Below are 17,230 nucleotides of genomic sequence, written 5' to 3' on the forward strand. Positions count from 1 at the left end.
TGCTGTCGAACCGGTTGAGATGGTTCGCCACGAAGGAGGACGAAAGTGAACGAAGCAGGAGCTGATCAATCCGCTCGGGACGTGTTTCGACTCGACAACGACACGCTCGCCTTCCGCTTCACCGCCACCCTCACCAATCGGAACGGCTCGAGGTTCGAACGACTCACGAGCCCGCAGCGACTCGAATTATGGTTACGCGCCAACGATCTGATGGACGCCCCCGCAACCGCGACAGAAGACGACCTCCTCGGCGCGCAGAATTTACGTGAGGCCATTCATCGCATCGGAACCGCCGTATGCGAGGACCGCCGCGTCTCACGCGCCGATGTCGGGATCGTCAACACCGCATCCGAACTCGGTGATGCCCACCTCGTCCTCGAGAGTGGCCGGGCCCTCTGGAAATCAGCCGGAGACAATCCGATCCGCGACGCTTTGTCGATAGTGGCTGCCGACGCGATCGCGGTGCTCGGTGGACCCGACCGGGACCGCGTCAAAGCCTGCCAGGGCGACGGGTGCACCGGCCTCTACGTCGACACCAGTCGCGGCAACAACCGACGCTGGTGCTCGATGAACATCTGCGGAAACAAAGCCAAGAAATCCGCGATGACCGCTCGCGCCGACTAGCTCATCTCACCTTCACCACGACTCCATTTCGCCGCCACTCGGTTCCACAGCTTCTCGATCGGCGTCGACAGCAGGAGAAGAAACAGCGGGAAGTACGACGTCACCGGAACGAGCACACTGACGAGCAGCGCCACCACCATGATCAGGAAAGTGACGATTTCAGCGGTGAAATGCGGCTTCGCATTCTCTTCGCTCAACGAAGGGTTGCGAACCAGACCCCACGCGACCACCGCCAGGCACGCAGCACTGGCTGCCATTGTCCCGATGTAGAGAGCCCTGGTTCCGAGATCCTGCGACGGCGCTGCAACGAGCGCAGTCGGGAAGGGCAGGAACACGATGGTCATCACCCACAACCCCAGCCCGCGAACGACCACCTTGTCTCCGTCGACCACAAAACGAAGCAGCCGATGCTGCGACCACCAGAGACGGAAGATCACCAGAAAGCTCAGGGCGAACGAATAGAACTGCGCAGCGTGATCGCGCAGGAGTTCCGACGTGGTGCCGTGGTGGTCACTGGTGAGTTCGACCAGCGGCAGGACGAGCAGCGTGATCGCAATGGCGACAATCGCGTCGATGAAAGTGACGTAGCGCTCGAAGTAGCGGGTGCGTTCCGCAATCTCAGCCATTGCGGAAGCATAAGCCTCACAACAGGAAACAGACCGGCGACGCCACTTTCCGGAAGCAGGTATCCGGAAACATACAATTAACGAATCAAATTCGTTAGATCTCTTGACCGTGGCGGAGCTCATCCCCATACTTAACGAATCACATTCATTAAGTGACTCACATCACGACACCAGGGGTCGGTTCAGCCACCCCCTTCAGGACATGGGGTTGCCCTAGTGCCGATCAACGCTTCGACGAATACGCAGTCCGACCGGGTTCCACTCACCGCCAACCGCGGTATTGCCGTCTTCAGTATCGGCGTCATGGGGTTCATTACCGCGAACCTCATCCCCCTGATGATCGTGGCAATGGTCGAGGACCTCGGTGTCACCGAATCCGCTGCCGGTGCCGTTCTGACAGCATCGCTGCTGGTCTGCGCCGTCACCTGCCTCGCCACCACCCGAATCGCCTCGGGCCGGCATCGCCATCTCCTCGGCCGCGTCAGCCTGATCGCGATGGCAGCCGCATTCGGCGTTGCGGCCATCGCACCGTCCACGACGATCGCATGCGCCGCGATCATCGTCGGCGGTATCGGCGCTGGTGGATCCGCATCCGTTGGTGGAGCGGCACTGGCCGCGCTCACGAACCCGGACCGGGCGTCAAGCATCAGCGGCCTCGTGAACCGTGTCGTCGTCACGGCCGTCCTCGCTCTCATACCCATCCTCGGCACACACATGACCAACGCATTCGGCATCGTCGCAGTCCTGGCACTGGCTACCGCAGCAACGGTCACCTGGTTGCCGTCGTCCCCGGTGAAAGAGTCGCCGGAGACGGCGAAGTCCGCCAATACGACCACAGCTCTCCCCGCCGGGGTCAGCGCGAAACGTCTCACTTTTGCCGGAACCGCATTTCTCGCGATGCTTGCAGTCTGGGCGATCAGCGAGGACTCGTTGTGGGCAGTACTCGGCATCATGGGTTCCGAGCACGCCGGGCTCTCGGATCAACAAATGAGTCTCGCACTGAGCGCATCAACGGCGGGTGGTGTGCTCGCGGCTGTTACCTTGACCGCGTTGGGTTCTCGGGTCAGTCGGACAGTATCGATCTCCGTGCTACTGATACTCGGGGCAATTCTGAAGCTGTCTGCCGGCCTCACCACCGATCCCACGATCTACCTGGTAGTGGTCATCGCTTGGAACACGATCTACGCGGCCACGTTCATCGTCCTGGTTGCCATCTCGGCCGCGCTCGACGCGGCCGGCCGATGGTCGGCGCCACTACTGGGCACCTACCTCATCGGCTCCGCGTTCGCGCCGCTGTTCGGAACTTCGGTGACGGCCGGCCTCGGGTATCCGACCTTCGGAGTCATCATCTCGGGGATCAGCTTCGTTCTACTGGTCCCGTTCGCCTTGGTTTCCCGACTCTCCGCACGTACCGAAGGTGCGTATCGTCACCACAGCGCCGCCATCACTACTACCGTCATCGCGTAAGGATCACGTAGAAGTCATGAATGACAGCATCACTCACTACCGCAACGGAAAGATCTTCACGGCTGCCGACGACGGATGGGCCGAGTCGATAGTCGTCGAGGACCACAAGCTCAGATTCGTGGGCGAAACCGTCTATGCCGATATCCTGGCTCCAGACGCCGAGGTGATCGACCTCGAAGGTGCCGTCGTGCTACCCGGTTTCGTCGACGCCCATACACATTTGGTGATGATGGGATTCGCGCTGCAGAAGTTGGATCTGCGTGATGCCACCGATCTCGCCGACATTCAGTCCAGCATCAAGCAATTCGCGGAATCGAACCCGGACGCACCACGACTGCTGGGTCGCAGTTGGTTGTTCTCCGCGCTGGATGGAGGGCACCCGACGCGAGAGATGATCGACGCCGTCGTACCCGATCGCCCGGTGTACCTCGACGCCAACGACGTACATTCGGTCTGGGTGAACACTGCAGCACTGCGAGAACTCGGCATCGACGCGGACACTCCCGATCCGATCGGCGGTCGTATCGGCCGGGATCCGGACACCGGAGAAGCCACCGGAATGCTGTACGAGACCGCCATGATGCTCTACGTCTGGCCGAAACTGGCGGAGCTCGCATCCGACGAAGACCGGGACGCCGCCCTCGCTCTCGCGTTCCGCCACTATCTCGAGGACGGCGTGACCGGTGCGGTCGACATGGCTCTCGGCGCGGACGAATTAGCCTCGCTGGAAAGAGCATTGGACGCAGGAGACGGAATACTGCCGCTGCGCGTCGCGGCTCACTGGCTGATGACCCGCGAGGACAACGAGGCCGACAACGTCCGACAAGTTCACGACGCGATCGAACTCCACGAGCGCGTCCAAGGTCCGTGGCTCCGTATCGCCGGAATCAAGATCATCATCGACGGCGTGATCGACAGCTGCACTGCCGCAATGAAAGAACCGTACTCGGACGGCACCAACGCCGAGCCCATCTGGGATCTCGAATCCTTGATCCCCGTCGTGACAGCCGCCGACGCCGCAGGCCTGCAGATCGCGATGCACGCGATCGGCGACGAGGCGTCGGAGATCGGTTTGACGGCACTCGAGTACGCGATCGCCGCCAACGGAGACATTCCCCGCAGGCACCGAATGGAACACTTGGAGTCCATCACCCGGGACAACGTCGAAAGGCTTGCCCGCCTGGGAATCATCGCCTCGATGCAACCGGTTCACGCTGACCCTGCAATCCAGGAGAACTGGCAGGCGATGCTCGGCGACTACCGGGTCAATCGCGCGTACCCCTGGCCTGAATTCACCGAAGCCGGAGCGGTTCTGGCCTTGGGTTCGGACGCTCCGACCGCTCCCCACCCGCCGCTGCCGAACATGTTCATCGCCACCACCCGTCGATCCGCAATCGATCCGTCGCTGGCACCCAATCTGCCGAAGTACGCTCTACCTCTCGCGGATGCGCTGGCTCACGCAACTCGCGACGCTGCCTACTCGTGCCGGTGGGAAGATGTGACCGGCCAGCTGGTTCGGGGTAAAGCAGCCGATTTTGTCGTACTGAAACAAGATCCGTTCACCGAAGGGGTCGATTCTCTCCTGACCACAGAGATTGCGATGACCGTCGTTGCTGGATCCGTGCGATACGACGCGGCCGGGGCCAAGAGCACCGAAGCACGGAACACCGAGTCCGATAGCTGATCGTTACCGGTTGTTCGATAACGCACGCATGCGGCCCGGCGACAGAACGAAGGAGGGACTTGAACACGTGAACCCATACACTCTGGAGGACGCATGCGCAGGAAAGCTCCGATTTCGGCCGCCGTCGCAGCCGCTGCACTGGTGACGGCCACTGCCCTGACGGTCGCCGGTTGTGGGTCGACCGAAGGAACACCTGAAGCGGCGGCGAGTTCCACGGCAGCCAGTTCAACGGCGTCGGCGACATCGACGGCAAACGAAACCGAGACGACGGTAGCGAGCTCTCCCCCGCCACAATCGAACACCCGCACAAATGCATCCACGACGGCGACTACGACAGCAATCCCCGCTTCGGGTCCCTGTCTCGACGTCGGCTCCTCGCTCGTCACCGACGCCATCGGCACGCTGGGCACCGACATCAACGGGGGCAATTGGATACCGAGATCCGCGAGCGAAGAACAGATCGGGAATTGTCCTGACCTGCTCTGGGTTTCGGTGGACGGCGACGGCGTCGGCGATGCGACTTACCAGTCACACGTCCTGTTCTTCCACGACGGAACATACCTGGGCACGGCTACCAGTGAGCCGTACTCGTACACACACGTCATCGACAGCAACAAGGATTCGGTATCCGTCCAATACCGTTGGCTGCTGGACGACGATGCATTCTGCTGTCCCCAAGGCGGACCGAACATAGTGAACTTCACGTGGAACGGCAGCGCCGTGGTTGCCGACGGCCAGTTCCCACCCTCCTGAACCTGCCTGGGTCCGAGTAGGACCTGAATTCAACTGTGCCCCAGCGACGACGGTCACTGGGGCACAGTCTTGTTCGATCTACTCGCCGGCGCTCCTACTCACCGACACCGAGTTCGCGCAGGCGAGTCTTGTACAGCTCGATGTTGCCGAGCTTGATGTCCTCGTAGCCGCGAACCACGTCCGGCAGTGCCGCGATCTCGACGGCGCGATCGTATCCGTCGGTTGCGAGAGTACGAGAGAGGTCAGCGATCATGGCCTCGTACTCGGCGAGCAGTTCACGCTCGACCTTGCGGACGTGCATGTAGCCGAAGGGGTCGAGCTTGGTACCGCGAAGCTTCTTACCCTTGGCCAGAACCTTCAGTGCAACATGCGACTTGGGTCCGAGACCGATCTTCTTCTTGCGGCCCATCACTCGAAGGATCGGCGGGTGGAGCTTGTAGGTCAGGTTCTCCCCGGCCGGCACCTGAGACTTGACGTCCTCGATGAATGCGGGGTCGACCAGCATACGAGCAACTTCGTACTCGTCCTTGTACGCGGTGAACTTGAACAGGCCGCGGGCAACAGCCTCGCTGAAATCGGTCCGCTCGGTTGCGGCACGTTCTGCGGTCCAGACTGCCTGAACCTGATCGATGTAACGCTGGGCGATCTTGACGGACTGGAACTCGATGAGCTGCGCTGCACGCAGTTCCACCAGTCGCAGGGTTTCACCGGTGAAGGTGGTTCCGGCGAACATGTGAGCCGGTGCGACAACGGGTTCGCGGACGGACTTGGCCGGCGTGGTGACGGCCGAGAACGCTGCGGTGTCGGCAATTGCTGCACGACCCCAACGGAATGCCGCGATGTTCGCGTCCACGGCAACGCCGTTGATGCCGATCGCTTCTTCGATGGCCTCGGCCGGCAGACGAAGTCCACCGCTCTGGTAGGCAGCACCGATCAGCAGGAAGTTGGCCGCTGCGGTGTTACCGAACAACTCCTGTGCCGCGGCGAGTGCGTCGAACGAACGCAGGGTGCGCGACACCTTGTCGAGACGGGCGAGGAGTGACGTCTCCTCGGGGTAGCGAACAGCCTTGTCGTAGACCATGTCTCCGGTCGGCGTCTGCGACGTCGAGGCGATGGAGACCGTCTTCTCGGCGTTGCCGTAGTCGAGGTTCTTGTTGTCCGTCGCGGTCAGCAGGTCGAAGGCGACGATGCAATCCGCGCTGCCCGGAGTGAGGCGGTTGGACGGCTCGAGCGCGCTGGAGCTGAAACGCAGGTGCGAGACAACCGGTCCGGCCTTCTGGCTCAGTCCGATCTGGTCAAGGCTCTCCACCTCGAGGCCGGCGCGCAGTGCAGCCGTTGCGAGCACCTGGTTGACGGTCACGATGCCGGTGCCGCCGATGCCCGCGAGGAAAACGTTCTGCGTGCTGGTGAGCGGTCCGAAATCGGGGTCTGCGACGACGGGCGGGACGGGACGTGCGGCCTTGGGAGCCTTCTTGCCCGGTACCAATTCGACGGTCACGAACGACGGGCAATCGCCGTCCATGCAGGTGTAATCGGTGTTGCAGGACGTCTGGTCGATCTTCGTCTTGCGGCCGTACTCGGTGTCCACGGGCTGGACCGAGAGGCAGTTCGACTTCACACCGCAGTCACCGCAGCCTTCGCACACTGCCTCGTTGATGACGACGCGAGTGTTGCGAGTGGGCAGCGTGCCACGCTTGCGCTGGCGACGAGCGTCGGCCGCACAGTGCTGGTCGTAGATCAACACTGTGACGCCCTTGATCTCGCGAAGCTCCTTCTGGGCCTCGTCGAGGCGATCGCGGTGCCAGAGCTTGGTGCCCTTGGCCAGAGCGCGCTTGTTGTGACGCGAAGGCTCGTCGGCGCAGATGATGATCTGCTTGACGCCCTCGGTGGTCAGCTTGTGGCTGAGCTGAGCAACGGAGAGGGCACCTTCCGCGTCCTGTGCACCGGTCATCGCCACTACTTCGTTGTAGAGCAACTTGTAGGTGATGTTCACGCCTGCGGCGATGCATGCCTGGACAGCCAACTGACCGGAGTGGAAGAAGGTGCCGTCGCCGATGTTCTGGAACAGGTGAGGCACGTCGGTGAACGGTGCCTGCCCGATCCACTGGCTGCCCTCGCCGCCCATCTGCGTCAGGCCGGTGACAGCGCTGTCCTCACGGCCGGACATGGTGACGAGTGTGTGGCAACCGATTCCGCCGCCGCCGATGGAACCCTCGGGAATAGCGGTGGAACGGTTGTGGGGGCACCCGCTGCAGAAGTACGCGGTTCGCTTGGCGGAGAGCACGTTGAGCGACAGCGGGGCCGGGAGGGTGCGCTTGAGTTCGACGTGCGGCTTCAGTACGCGGCGCAACGGGGCGAGCAGCCGGCCTGCGGTCAGTTCACCACTGGCAGGCATGAGCAGACGGCCCTGGCCGTCACGCTTGCCGATGATGCGAGGGGCATCGTCGGTGCCGTACAGGACTTCCCGGATCTGAGCTTCGATGAACGCGGTCTTGTCCTCGACCACGACGATCTGCTCGAGACCTTCGGCGAACTCCTTTATCTTCTCGCCCACGACGGGGTAGCACATTCCGATGCGAAGGAGACGGATCCCGGCGCGGTGCAGCGCGGCATCATCGACGCCGAGGTCTGCCAGAGCTTGTCGGACGGAGTCGAAAGTTGTACCGGTGGCGGCGATACCGATCTTCGCACCGGAGGGGTTGACCTCGATCACATCGAGGTTGTTGGCAGTTCCGTACGCGTGCACAAGATCCCATCGCGGGCCGTACAGATCGGCCTCGGCAATGACACTGTCCGGCGGCGCGGCCATCTGACGCTGCTTGTAGACGAAGGGCTTGCCCTCGAACTGCACTTCCGGAACCACGATGTCGAAGTCCGCGATGCTGCCGTCGATCGTCCAGGCACCGTCTGCGACGTCGGCGACGATCTTCAGCGCTACGACGCAACCGGAGACACGCGAGAGAGCAACGGCGTGCATACCCATCGTGATGATCTCTTCGGCATTGCGTGGGAAGAGAACCGGCACGCCCATCGCGGCAAGCGAGCGCTCGCTGACGGCCGGAACCGTGGAGGACTTCGACGCGGGGTCGTCGCCCACCAGGAGGACGACGCCGCCCTTGGGGTTCACGCCGTACATGTTGGCGTGGCGAATGGTGTCGGTAGCGCGGTCGACGCCGGGGCCCTTGCCGTACCAGACGCCGGTCACGCCGTCGTGGGTCGCGGTTCCGGCGGGGAGATCCGTCTGGCTTCCCCATACCGCCGTGGCGGCGAGCTCCTCGTTGAAGCCAGGGATGAAGGTGATGTCGTGCTCGGCGAGAACCTTGGGCATGCCGTGAAGCATCTTGTCGACGCCACCGAGGGGGCTGCCCTGGTAACCGGAGACGAAGGTGGCAATACGCTTACCTGCCCGAATGTCGCGAACGTGCTGCTCGACGAAGCCGCGTGCAATTGCCTGAACACCGGTCAGCAACACCGGTCCCGATCCCGACCGGTACCGATCATCGAGGTCATAGGGCTTGGCCTGGGCTACGCCCGACACCAGTTCAGTCATCGTGGACCACCGTTCCGTCTGCAGTGCATTTCAACTACCGTGCATTTTCAACAACCGCGTAACTCGATCTGTTCAGATGATCGTGGTCGAGGTATGTGAAAGCGTCAACAGAGGCTTGTTCAACTATTCAAATTGACAATTTGTGAGCCAAATCACGTGACCTAGGTCATCGAATCAATCAGTTGGAGACCCGTTCGTGGCGATACGGCGAAACGGACATAAAACGTTCCCGACAATGCACACCGAGAACTTTCTTGACATTGACGCAACGTCAACTTGCATGCTGAATGAGCACAACCGATCCGAGAGTAGGAACTCCACGTGAGCGAATGGTCCATCCAAGAACTCGCCAAATCCGCAGGTACCACCAGCAGAACGCTGCGTCACTACGGCGATTTGGGACTCCTGGAACCGAGTCGCATCGGCGCCAACGGCTACCGCTTCTACGACGAAGACGCCCTGGTGCGACTGCAACGCATCCTTCTACTTCGGGAACTCGGACTCGGATTGCCGGCCATCGCCGAAGTCCTCACCGGCGAACGCGATACGGCCGCCGCACTGCGTACGCACCTCGAACTCCTCGAGCAAGAGCGCACGCGGATCTCGAGACAGATCGAATCGGTCAACAGGACCTTGAACAAGACGAAGAATGGTGAATCACTCATGCCGGAAGATGTTTTCGACGGGTTCGACCACACCCGATACAAGGACGAGGTCATCGAGCGTTGGGGCAAGGACGCCTACACCAGCGGCGACAACTGGTGGCGGTCGATGTCGGAGCAGGACCGTAAAGCTCATCTGCAAGCTCAAGCCGACATCGCAGCGGCATTCGGAAAAGCACTGACAGCGGGGCTGTCCGCGGAAAGCGACGACGTCCAGACGATTACCCGAAGACAGTTCGAGTGGATAAAGATCGGTTGGCAGGGAAGGACTCCCAGCGCCGACGCCTTCACCGGACTCGGCCAGATGTACGTCGACGATCCCCGCTTCACTGCAAACTACGACAAGTACGGAGAAGGCACCGCTTCACTGGTCCGTGACGCGATGAAGGTCTACGCCGAGCGCAATCTGCACTGACGCCGATCAGTCCTGCCCACTGCCGAGGAGGTTGTGTCGGTGCGCTGCCGCGACAGCCTCTTCCCGGGAATGCGCACCGAGTTTGCGATACAAGGCTCGGAGGTGACTCTTCAGCGTGTTGTTGGATACGAACAACCGCCGCGCGATCTCACCGATCGGAATGCCGAGACCCAGTTCCACGAGAACGTCCATCTCCCGTTTCGTCAATTGGACCCGAACGATGGCCGCCGGATACATCTGCGCCGCTTCGGATTCGAGAAAGGTCGCGACGGCACTGCTCGAGCCCTCGGCCCCATCTTCGAGTTGCCTGATCAGATCACGCGGTATCGTCGCCAGGGCCGACAGGACACCGGAGGTTTCGAGCAGTCCGCGAGCTTCCTCCCATGTACTCGCGGCAGCGGGGATCCTGCCCAGTTCACACAGAGCAGCGCATTCGATCAGCAGGGATTCGAGCCGAAACCTCGTGAGATACTGCCCGCTCCAATCGATTTCGCGGCACAATTCCAATGCCTGGGACGGCGACCCGGTCAGGAGATGCGTCCGCGCCACGGAGACCGTGACAACTGCAAACGTATGTGGCGCAGCGACTGATTCTTCCAGCGCCTTGGTACCCTCCCCGGACGCCAACAGAAGATCGATACGTGCCGCGGTGAGAAGCGCGTCACCGAGCGATCGTTCACACGGATTCACGTGCCCGTGCGTTGCCACTGCGCGCTGGAGGGAAATCAGCCCCGAGAACGGGTCCGATTGCAGCAGTGCAAATCTGGTGTAAGTGTAGGCCGCGAACGCCCACAGGTCGCCCGGCGGTGTGACCTCGGCGAGTGCGTCCATCGCGGCAGCGCCGGCGTGCAGGTCCACGCTGTCGCACGCCACCAGTGCCCGCGCGATCGCTCCCCCCATGTGCGAGGGCGGTCCCAACCATCCCGAAACGTCCGGGTGTGTGCATTCCAGGTGCAGCCAGTCCGTCGCGTGCGCGACGTCCCCGATCAGCGCGGAGTTGAGCGCGGCATTGCCTGCGGCGTGACGCAGGACGAACTCCGGACCATGTTGCACCGCACCTTGATAGGCGAGTCGCAATTCCACCGCGGCATCACCGAGGTCACCGGTCAATTGATGCGAGACCCCCCAGATCAACCGCAGGGCGGGCAGTTGAGACCCCAACGCACCCAACGACTCGTCGCCGAGTCCGTATACGACGTGCGCCAATTTGCGCGTGATCTCGGTAGAGCGTTGGTACTTACCGGACGTTCTCAGCACCACCGATTGGACAGTTCCGACGTTCAACAAGCTGTGCGCATGCGGACTACCACCTATCGCACGCAATTCCGCCGGTTCCGTCGGTAATGAATCGCCGTTGATCAACTGCGGCCGCAGACGTGATTCGAGCAGGTCACGACCCACCAGAATCGAAGGGTTCGAACTGAGTACGTCACCGGGTATGGATTGCAACGCAGTCCGGACCAATCCGGTGTGATCGACCAGAAGATCAGCCCAGTGGCGCTCGAGTATGTCGAGCACCCTGGTCCACTTGCGTCCGTCCAAGGCGTAGTGAACGGCACCGGCTATATCCGAAGTCCCGAGAGCGTGATCGACGAGTACCTGGAAGGGATCTTCGAATCCATCCCCTTGTTCGGCCCGTATCTGTATGAATGCCAGTCGAACTGACGGCGCGAAGTACCAGGACGGTTCTCCCTCGAAACCATTCCGGAAGATCAGACCGAAAGACTCGAGCAAGTCCAGTTTGCCCTCCACGTCAAGATCGTCGGACAAGACACGAGCGATCTCTGGTGTCACCGTGCGGGCAGCGGCGATCGTAGTCGCGAAGTCGAACAACTCGAGCGACTTGCCCGACCGAGGAGCGGTCCGACTGACGTACGCGTGGATCGCCTGGTCCACTCGCTGCTGAACGCGTTCGCGTCCACGGCTCGGTTCACTCAGCCCCGCAACCGCACTCAGAGCAACCTTCATCAGCACGGGAACGCCGGCGACGCGTTCACAGATCGAATGGACGATGCCCGAGGGAAGGTGAATCCCTGCCTCCGCGAACAGAACGGTGGACTCGTCGAGCGTGTATCTGAGGTCGTTCGCGCACAGGTACTCGTCCACGCGGACGTCTTCGAGCAAGTCCGTCGCAGACCGATCCTGCAGCGTGACGATTACTTTCAATCCGGGAAGCCGCACGATCAGATCCACGATTCGGCGTCCCACCTCGTCACCCTCAACCAGGTCGATGCGGTTGAACACCAACACGAATGGTGCGGGCGACGAGTCAAGGAGTGATTCGATCGCGCCCACTGGATCCTCGCGCATTCGTGGCGGGGCCTCGAGTGATTCCAGGGAATCCTGAATTACTGCGAGCGCGGTGTTCCAGTACTCGAGGGGGGTCATCCGATGCGATGGCGCCGGCACCCAGACTACCGGTCTGCTCGGCACCTGCCCGAGAGTCGTGAGCCACAACGCGGCGAGTTCCGTCTTGCCGAACCCAAGCGGCGAATCGATGACAGTCAATCCCGCCGAGCGTTCCATCAATCCGAGGAGGCGGGGACGAATCGCCGTGGCTCCACGCCCGGCAAGCCGCCTTTGCAGCGTGCCCCTTCCTCGAGGATTTCGCTTTGCTCGAGATAGCTGCGATCGATTCGAAGTGGACGTCATGATGGCCGACAAACGAGCAGTCGATCCCCGCCGAACTCGAGATTTCGTTCGAGCATCGAACTCCCAACCTGTCCACCCATAACGAACAACATAGACAGCTTCGCCGCGACACGCGAGCACTGGCCGTCTCACAAATACGCCCGATTTGTCTCATTATGTGGGCTCGGTCACTATTGACGTCTATTTGCGGGAGAGTGACTGCGACCTGCGGGATCTGACATATCATGCCCGCGTGTCGATGAATTCCGCCCGCATCCGCGTGTCGACCCGATCGGTCGATCCTGCGGACGCCGACGACTTCTGGCGCAGTGCCACACGTCCGTTCTTCGTCACCGACCGAATTGACCCTGACACATCTCTCGAAGGCTCGATCACAGCGCTTTCCATCGGAACCTCGTTGATCGGTCAAACTACCTTCAACACACAGAAGTACACCCGAAACAATCGGCTGATCGCCGAGAGCGGACTCGACGATGAATACATGGTCCAGGTCGTCCTCGACGGGCAGTTGAGCGGCAACGCCGACGGAGTCGATTTCGTCGCACGTCCAGGCGATGTCACATTCTTCGACCTCGGGCGTACCTGGACCGCCGACGCGGAGGCGGAATCGACAGGGCGCACCATCACGCTCCTCGCACCGCGTTCCCTCGTCGAGGCCGAGTCGAAGGGTCGTTCTCTACACGGGACGGTACTGCGCGGAGTTCCTGCCGTCGTGCTCGCTCAGTGCATGCAATCGGTCGTACTCGCGCTACCGCATCTCGATCCCGATGCTGCGGCCGGCTACGAGGACGTCGTCGCTTCCCTCCTTCGTGTCAGTTTGGGTATCGCCGAACCTGATCTGTCGCCGCGGCCCGATCACTCTCTCCGCGATCGTGCGTACGCCTACATCGCCGAGCATCTCTCGGAGACCTGGCTCGGCCCGACGAGCATGTGCGCAGCATTGTCCGTCTCCCGGGCACAGCTCTATCGCGCATTCGCATCCGACGGCGGAATAGCTCTTGTCATTCGGCGGAAGCGTCTCGAACTCGTCTACCGCGAATTGACCAGAACCGAGATGCCGAACGAAACGATCGAAGCGTTGGCCCTGCGATGCGGCTTCACCTCGAAATCCCAGTTGGCGCGAGCGTTCAAGGACTTCTACGGGATGACCCCGAGCCAAGCCCGAACCGACGGCAGACGCACGATCGGGGACCCGTCGATCGCACGCCTGCACCGCCGACTCGAGTTCTTCAGCCCCTGAATCCGAGATACTCCACAGCCTCGCGAGCGTGCCTGTGTTCTAGTTGATCCATGAGCTGGGTCGACAAGGAACTGAGTCTGGCTGCACTCACAGGTGCGGTCACAGGTGTCGCCGTGATGATCCCGATAGTCGGCGATGGAGCCTGGTCCTGGGTAGGACTGTTCATGGCGGCTGTCGTCGCTACTGGTGACCCGGTGCGAGATGCCGGAGGATTCCCGACCCCCTTGATCGTACTGGCGGTCATCGCCGCAGTTACGTACGTGTTCTCCTACCTGCTCGCCCCCGCCCAGGCCTCCGAAACCCGTAAGAACCTCTGCTTCATCACGATTCGTCCTCCGAACCGCGGTGGAGATCAATAATTCCATGACAGGCAGCGAGCTCAGATCACTTCAGCTGGAAATGAACCGGAGAACAAACTGCTCGATGCCTTCCGATATGACCTTGGTCAGCGCGGTGAAGTCGTTCGACCAGCGTTGAATATCCAAGCTGCTCATCACTTTCCTCCGTTCTTCGTCCCGCTGCCCGTGACCGCACAACGTATGCGGGACGTTGGGGCGCGCTGGAACTATCTGCGAGAACGCGGTTTCCGTTACCAATTGACCGATCGAACAGCACAGCTTTTCGCTACCGCATCAGACGGTCACTTCTTCGACCGGTTTCTCCTCGTGGCTCGCCGCGCCGAAGACGGCCACGGCGACGGCGCCCGCGATTGCCCCGACGAAGCCGACCACGGCAAGCCATTCCAGGCCCGGTCTCGACGCGTCGCCGAGCACCACGACGCCAACGATTCCCGGAACCACCGTCTCGCCGACAACCAGAGCCGCTGTCGCTCCGTTGACGGATCCCAGTTGCAGCGCCACCGTGTGCAGATAGAAACCGCCCAGGCCCGAAACGAGGATCGCCCAGCCGGCCGGATCGCGGAGCATCGTACCGATTTCGAACGGATCGATTCCGTAGACCACGCGTACGGCAATGGCCAGACAGCCGAACAGCACACCCGAGATCAACCCGGCGACAACTGCTGCGCGTGAGCCCAACCATCGGATCAAACCGATGCCGATCAGCAAGATCAACGCCGAGCCCACGAGGACACCCCAATGGACGACGTCGTTGGAACTCCCACCGCCCGCGTGACCTGACGACAATCCGAGCAGCAGGAGCGATCCGATCACCGCAGCGATCGCGAACCAGTCGCGACGATGCAACTGGATGCCGAGGACCACGGTCCCCAGCACTGCCGTGATGACGAGATTGGCACTGACCACTGTCTGCGACAAGAACAGTGGAATGAGCCGCGCGGAGATGGCACTTCCGGCGAATCCGACCGCATCGAGCACGGTGCCCAGGATGAACGACGCCGTCAGCGCGGCCGCGAACGTCGAACGCAAGGTCGGGCCACCCGACGCCGTCACGTGTCCGGCCTCGCCACGCTGCTCGGCGGCAGCTGCCGACTTGCGCGCGCCGTAGGCTTGCAGCACGGATGCAACGCCGTACCCGACGCAAGCCACGATCGCGGCAATCAGTCCGATCAGCATCGAAATTCCACACGAAGTTCCTGGGCAATGGTCATGGAGATAGACCCTGCCCTATTTCCCCAGGCCTGACATCACCCTCAGGTATTCGAACAAGTGCTACCCGAGAAGTACACCGACCGCCCCTGACCGGTACCTGGGGACACCCCGACCCCTAGTGGAATTGCTTGAGAGCCCTGATCTTGTTCATGACGTCGAGCGCCGCCACCTTGTACGCCTCGGACAGTGTCGGATAGTTGAAGACGGCGTCGACAAGGTATTCGACGGTCCCGCCGCACCCCATCACCGCTTGGCCGATATGCACGAGATCCGTTGCACCCGAGCCGAAGATATGAACACCGAGCAGTTTCAGGTCATCCGTCGACACCAAGATCTTGAGCATCCCGTAGGTGTCGCCTGCGATCTGCCCGCGCGCGAGTTCGCGGTATCGGGAAACGCCAACCTCGTACGGCACCGATTCCTTGGTCAAATCGACCTCGGTGGCGCCCACGTACGACACCTCGGGAATCGAGTAGATGCCGATCGGCTGCAGATCCATCAGCTTCGCGCCTGGTTCGTCGAAGGCATGATAGGCCGCGAGTCGACCTTGATCCATCGACGTCGCCGCCAACGCCGGGAATCCGATGACGTCACCGACGGCGTAGATGTGTTCGACCTTGGTGCGGAAATTGTCGTCGACGTAGATACGGCCACGTTCGTCGGCTTCGAGCCCGGCGTTCTCCAGCGCGAGTGGCGCCGTGAGGCCTTGCCGTCCAGCCGAGTACATCACGGTCTCGGCGGGAATCTGCTTGCCGCTGCGCAGCGTCGTAAGCGTTCCGTTCGCTCCGACGTCGACGGCCGTCACTTCTTCACCGAATCGGAAAGTGACCGCCAGATCGCGTAGATGGAATCGAAGCGATTCGATGACCTCGGGGTCGCAGAAGTCCAGCATCGACGTCCTCTTCTCGACGACGGTGACCTTGGTGCCGAGTGCCGCGAACATCGATGCGTACTCGATACCGATCACTCCCGCGCCCACGACGACCATGGTGGTCGGGATGGAGGTCAGATCGAGGATTCCGTCGGAGTCGAGCACCCGGTGACTGTCGAAGGACACCCCCGCCGGGCGAGCAGGCAACGTTCCGGTCGCGATCACGACGAACTTCGCCGTGATCGTCATCTTGTCTCCGCGCGAGGCGTCCTCGACGAGGATGGTGTGCTCGTCGACGAACGAGCCGACCCCTACCAACAATTCGACGCGGTTGCGCAGGAGCTGAGATCGAACGACTTCGATTTCTTTGGTGATGACATGCTGGGTTCGCGCCAGCAGGTCGGCCGGAGTGATGTTCTCCTTGACGCGGTAACTCGCGCCGTACAGTTCGCGTTGGTTCATCCCGGTGAGGTAGAGAACCGCCTCACGCAACGTCTTCGACGGAATGGTGCCGGTGTTGACGCACACTCCCCCGAGCATGTTGCCTTTCTCGACCATCGCTACCCGTTTACCCAGCTTGGCCGCCGCGATGGCAGCCTTCTGCCCACCCGGGCCGGAGCCGATCACAACCAGGTCGTATTCCATCGGATCAGTCATCGCTTAGAAATACCGTCTGCATACGACCGGCAGATGCCGAGCATGTCAATACTCGGTGAACAATCCGCGCGCCGAAACGACACGACGGCAGTACACGAACCCTGTTGCAATTAAAAGAGATACAGCCGAATCCATACGAAACTTGCTACACATAAACATATTCCGATGTTCGCATGCGCACATGCTTCGTCGCCGACGGAATTCACAACGGTCTGTTGAAATTTGTTTCACCACAGAGTGATTGATCGATCAACTGACAGGTGACCAGGGCCGTAAACCGGATGTCCAGTATTCGAATTGTCCGAAATAACGAGCGGAATGTTCCTCGTCACATCCCGCACCGAAGCAGTTGCGCGGAGCCTCGGGCCGCGTTCTACTTGCCTTGACTAATCATCTGTCACTCTCGGTTACAAACATCCGCCCCGTTCACGATCCCCACCTTTCGCCATCTCGAGAGA

12 protein-coding genes are annotated in these 17,230 nt (G+C 61.5%); 7 read left to right on the plus strand and 5 right to left on the minus strand.

Annotated elements, in window-relative coordinates; genetic code table 11:
* Positions 1 to 45 precede the first annotated feature (45 nt).
* Positions 46 to 624: a CGNR zinc finger domain-containing protein gene (locus tag ACVZUB_RS23480; RefSeq protein ID WP_482627818.1), complete on the plus strand. Its 579-nt coding sequence runs from the start codon at positions 46 to 48 to the stop codon at positions 622 to 624.
* Here the strand turns inward: ACVZUB_RS23480 and ACVZUB_RS23485 are convergent.
* Entirely contained in the window at positions 621 to 1,250 is a 630-nt protein-coding gene (locus ACVZUB_RS23485) for a TMEM175 family protein (RefSeq protein ID WP_003940262.1), read from the minus strand. The genes ACVZUB_RS23480 and ACVZUB_RS23485 overlap by 4 nt on opposite strands.
* Positions 1,251 to 1,466: 216 nt before the next feature.
* Here ACVZUB_RS23485 and ACVZUB_RS23490 point away from each other — a divergent pair, with 216 nt between their 5' ends.
* From ACVZUB_RS23490 to ACVZUB_RS23500, 3 genes are all read left to right on the plus strand, one after another.
* Entirely contained in the window at positions 1,467 to 2,717 is a 1,251-nt protein-coding gene (locus tag ACVZUB_RS23490; protein WP_007733614.1) for an MFS transporter, read from the plus strand.
* Positions 2,718 to 2,733: 16 nt separating this feature from the next.
* Positions 2,734 to 4,401: an amidohydrolase gene (locus ACVZUB_RS23495; RefSeq protein WP_482627819.1), complete on the plus strand. Its 1,668-nt coding sequence runs from the start codon at positions 2,734 to 2,736 to the stop codon at positions 4,399 to 4,401.
* A 93-nt stretch (positions 4,402 to 4,494) separates the two neighbouring features.
* The gene (locus tag ACVZUB_RS23500; RefSeq protein ID WP_003940243.1) at positions 4,495 to 5,154 is read left to right on the plus strand and encodes an LppP/LprE family lipoprotein; all 660 of its coding nucleotides are present in this window, start codon (positions 4,495 to 4,497) and stop codon (positions 5,152 to 5,154) included.
* A 94-nt stretch (positions 5,155 to 5,248) separates the two neighbouring features.
* Here the strand turns inward: ACVZUB_RS23500 and ACVZUB_RS23505 are convergent, their stop codons facing one another.
* Entirely contained in the window at positions 5,249 to 8,704 is a 3,456-nt protein-coding gene (locus tag ACVZUB_RS23505) for an indolepyruvate ferredoxin oxidoreductase family protein (protein ID WP_042921773.1), read from the minus strand.
* Between the two features lie 321 nt (positions 8,705 to 9,025).
* On the opposite strand from ACVZUB_RS23505, the gene ACVZUB_RS23510 reads away from it, so the two are divergent.
* Positions 9,026 to 9,781 (plus strand): MerR family transcriptional regulator, encoded by a 756-nt coding sequence (locus ACVZUB_RS23510; protein WP_030535291.1) that lies wholly within the window; start codon positions 9,026 to 9,028, stop codon positions 9,779 to 9,781.
* A 6-nt stretch (positions 9,782 to 9,787) separates the two neighbouring features.
* Here ACVZUB_RS23510 and ACVZUB_RS23515 read toward each other — a convergent pair whose 3' ends face one another.
* Entirely contained in the window at positions 9,788 to 12,307 is a 2,520-nt protein-coding gene (locus ACVZUB_RS23515) for a helix-turn-helix transcriptional regulator (protein WP_482627820.1), read from the minus strand.
* 364 nt (positions 12,308 to 12,671) lie between these two features.
* Between ACVZUB_RS23515 and ACVZUB_RS23520 the strand changes: the two genes are divergently transcribed.
* Positions 12,672 to 13,673 (plus strand): AraC family transcriptional regulator, encoded by a 1,002-nt coding sequence (locus ACVZUB_RS23520; RefSeq protein WP_322942293.1) that lies wholly within the window; start codon positions 12,672 to 12,674, stop codon positions 13,671 to 13,673.
* A gap of 50 nt (positions 13,674 to 13,723) precedes the next feature.
* Positions 13,724 to 14,032 carry a hypothetical protein gene (locus ACVZUB_RS23525; RefSeq protein WP_482627821.1) on the plus strand — a complete coding sequence of 103 codons (309 nt, stop codon included), beginning with the start codon at positions 13,724 to 13,726 and terminating at the stop codon, positions 14,030 to 14,032.
* A gap of 273 nt (positions 14,033 to 14,305) precedes the next feature.
* Here the strand turns inward: ACVZUB_RS23525 and ACVZUB_RS23530 are convergent, their stop codons facing one another.
* Positions 14,306 to 15,208: a hypothetical protein gene (locus ACVZUB_RS23530; protein ID WP_003940348.1), complete on the minus strand. Its 903-nt coding sequence runs from the start codon at positions 15,206 to 15,208 to the stop codon at positions 14,306 to 14,308.
* Positions 15,209 to 15,359: 151 nt separating this feature from the next.
* A complete protein-coding gene (sthA, locus tag ACVZUB_RS23535) occupies positions 15,360 to 16,772 on the minus strand; it encodes a Si-specific NAD(P)(+) transhydrogenase (protein ID WP_007733953.1) in 1,413 nt (470 codons plus the stop codon).
* Between the last annotated feature and the right edge of the window lie 458 nt (positions 16,773 to 17,230).

The sequence above is a fragment of the Rhodococcus sp. OS5 genome, from assembly GCF_056837585.1.

Coding starts and splice junctions, on each gene's coding strand:
- ACVZUB_RS23485 (WP_003940262.1), bottom strand. CDS start 1,250: ATGGCTGAGATTGCGGAACGCACCCGCTACTTCGAGCGCTACGTCACT.
- ACVZUB_RS23495 (WP_482627819.1), top strand. CDS start 2,734: ATGAATGACAGCATCACTCACTACCGCAACGGAAAGATCTTCACGGCT.
- ACVZUB_RS23500 (WP_003940243.1), top strand. CDS start 4,495: ATGCGCAGGAAAGCTCCGATTTCGGCCGCCGTCGCAGCCGCTGCACTG.
- ACVZUB_RS23505 (WP_042921773.1), bottom strand. CDS start 8,704: ATGACTGAACTGGTGTCGGGCGTAGCCCAGGCCAAGCCCTATGACCTC.
- ACVZUB_RS23515 (WP_482627820.1), bottom strand. CDS start 12,307: ATGGAACGCTCGGCGGGATTGACTGTCATCGATTCGCCGCTTGGGTTC.
- ACVZUB_RS23520 (WP_322942293.1), top strand. CDS start 12,672: ATGAATTCCGCCCGCATCCGCGTGTCGACCCGATCGGTCGATCCTGCG.
- ACVZUB_RS23525 (WP_482627821.1), top strand. CDS start 13,724: ATGAGCTGGGTCGACAAGGAACTGAGTCTGGCTGCACTCACAGGTGCG.
- ACVZUB_RS23530 (WP_003940348.1), bottom strand. CDS start 15,208: ATGCTGATCGGACTGATTGCCGCGATCGTGGCTTGCGTCGGGTACGGC.
- sthA (WP_007733953.1), bottom strand. CDS start 16,772: ATGACTGATCCGATGGAATACGACCTGGTTGTGATCGGCTCCGGCCCG.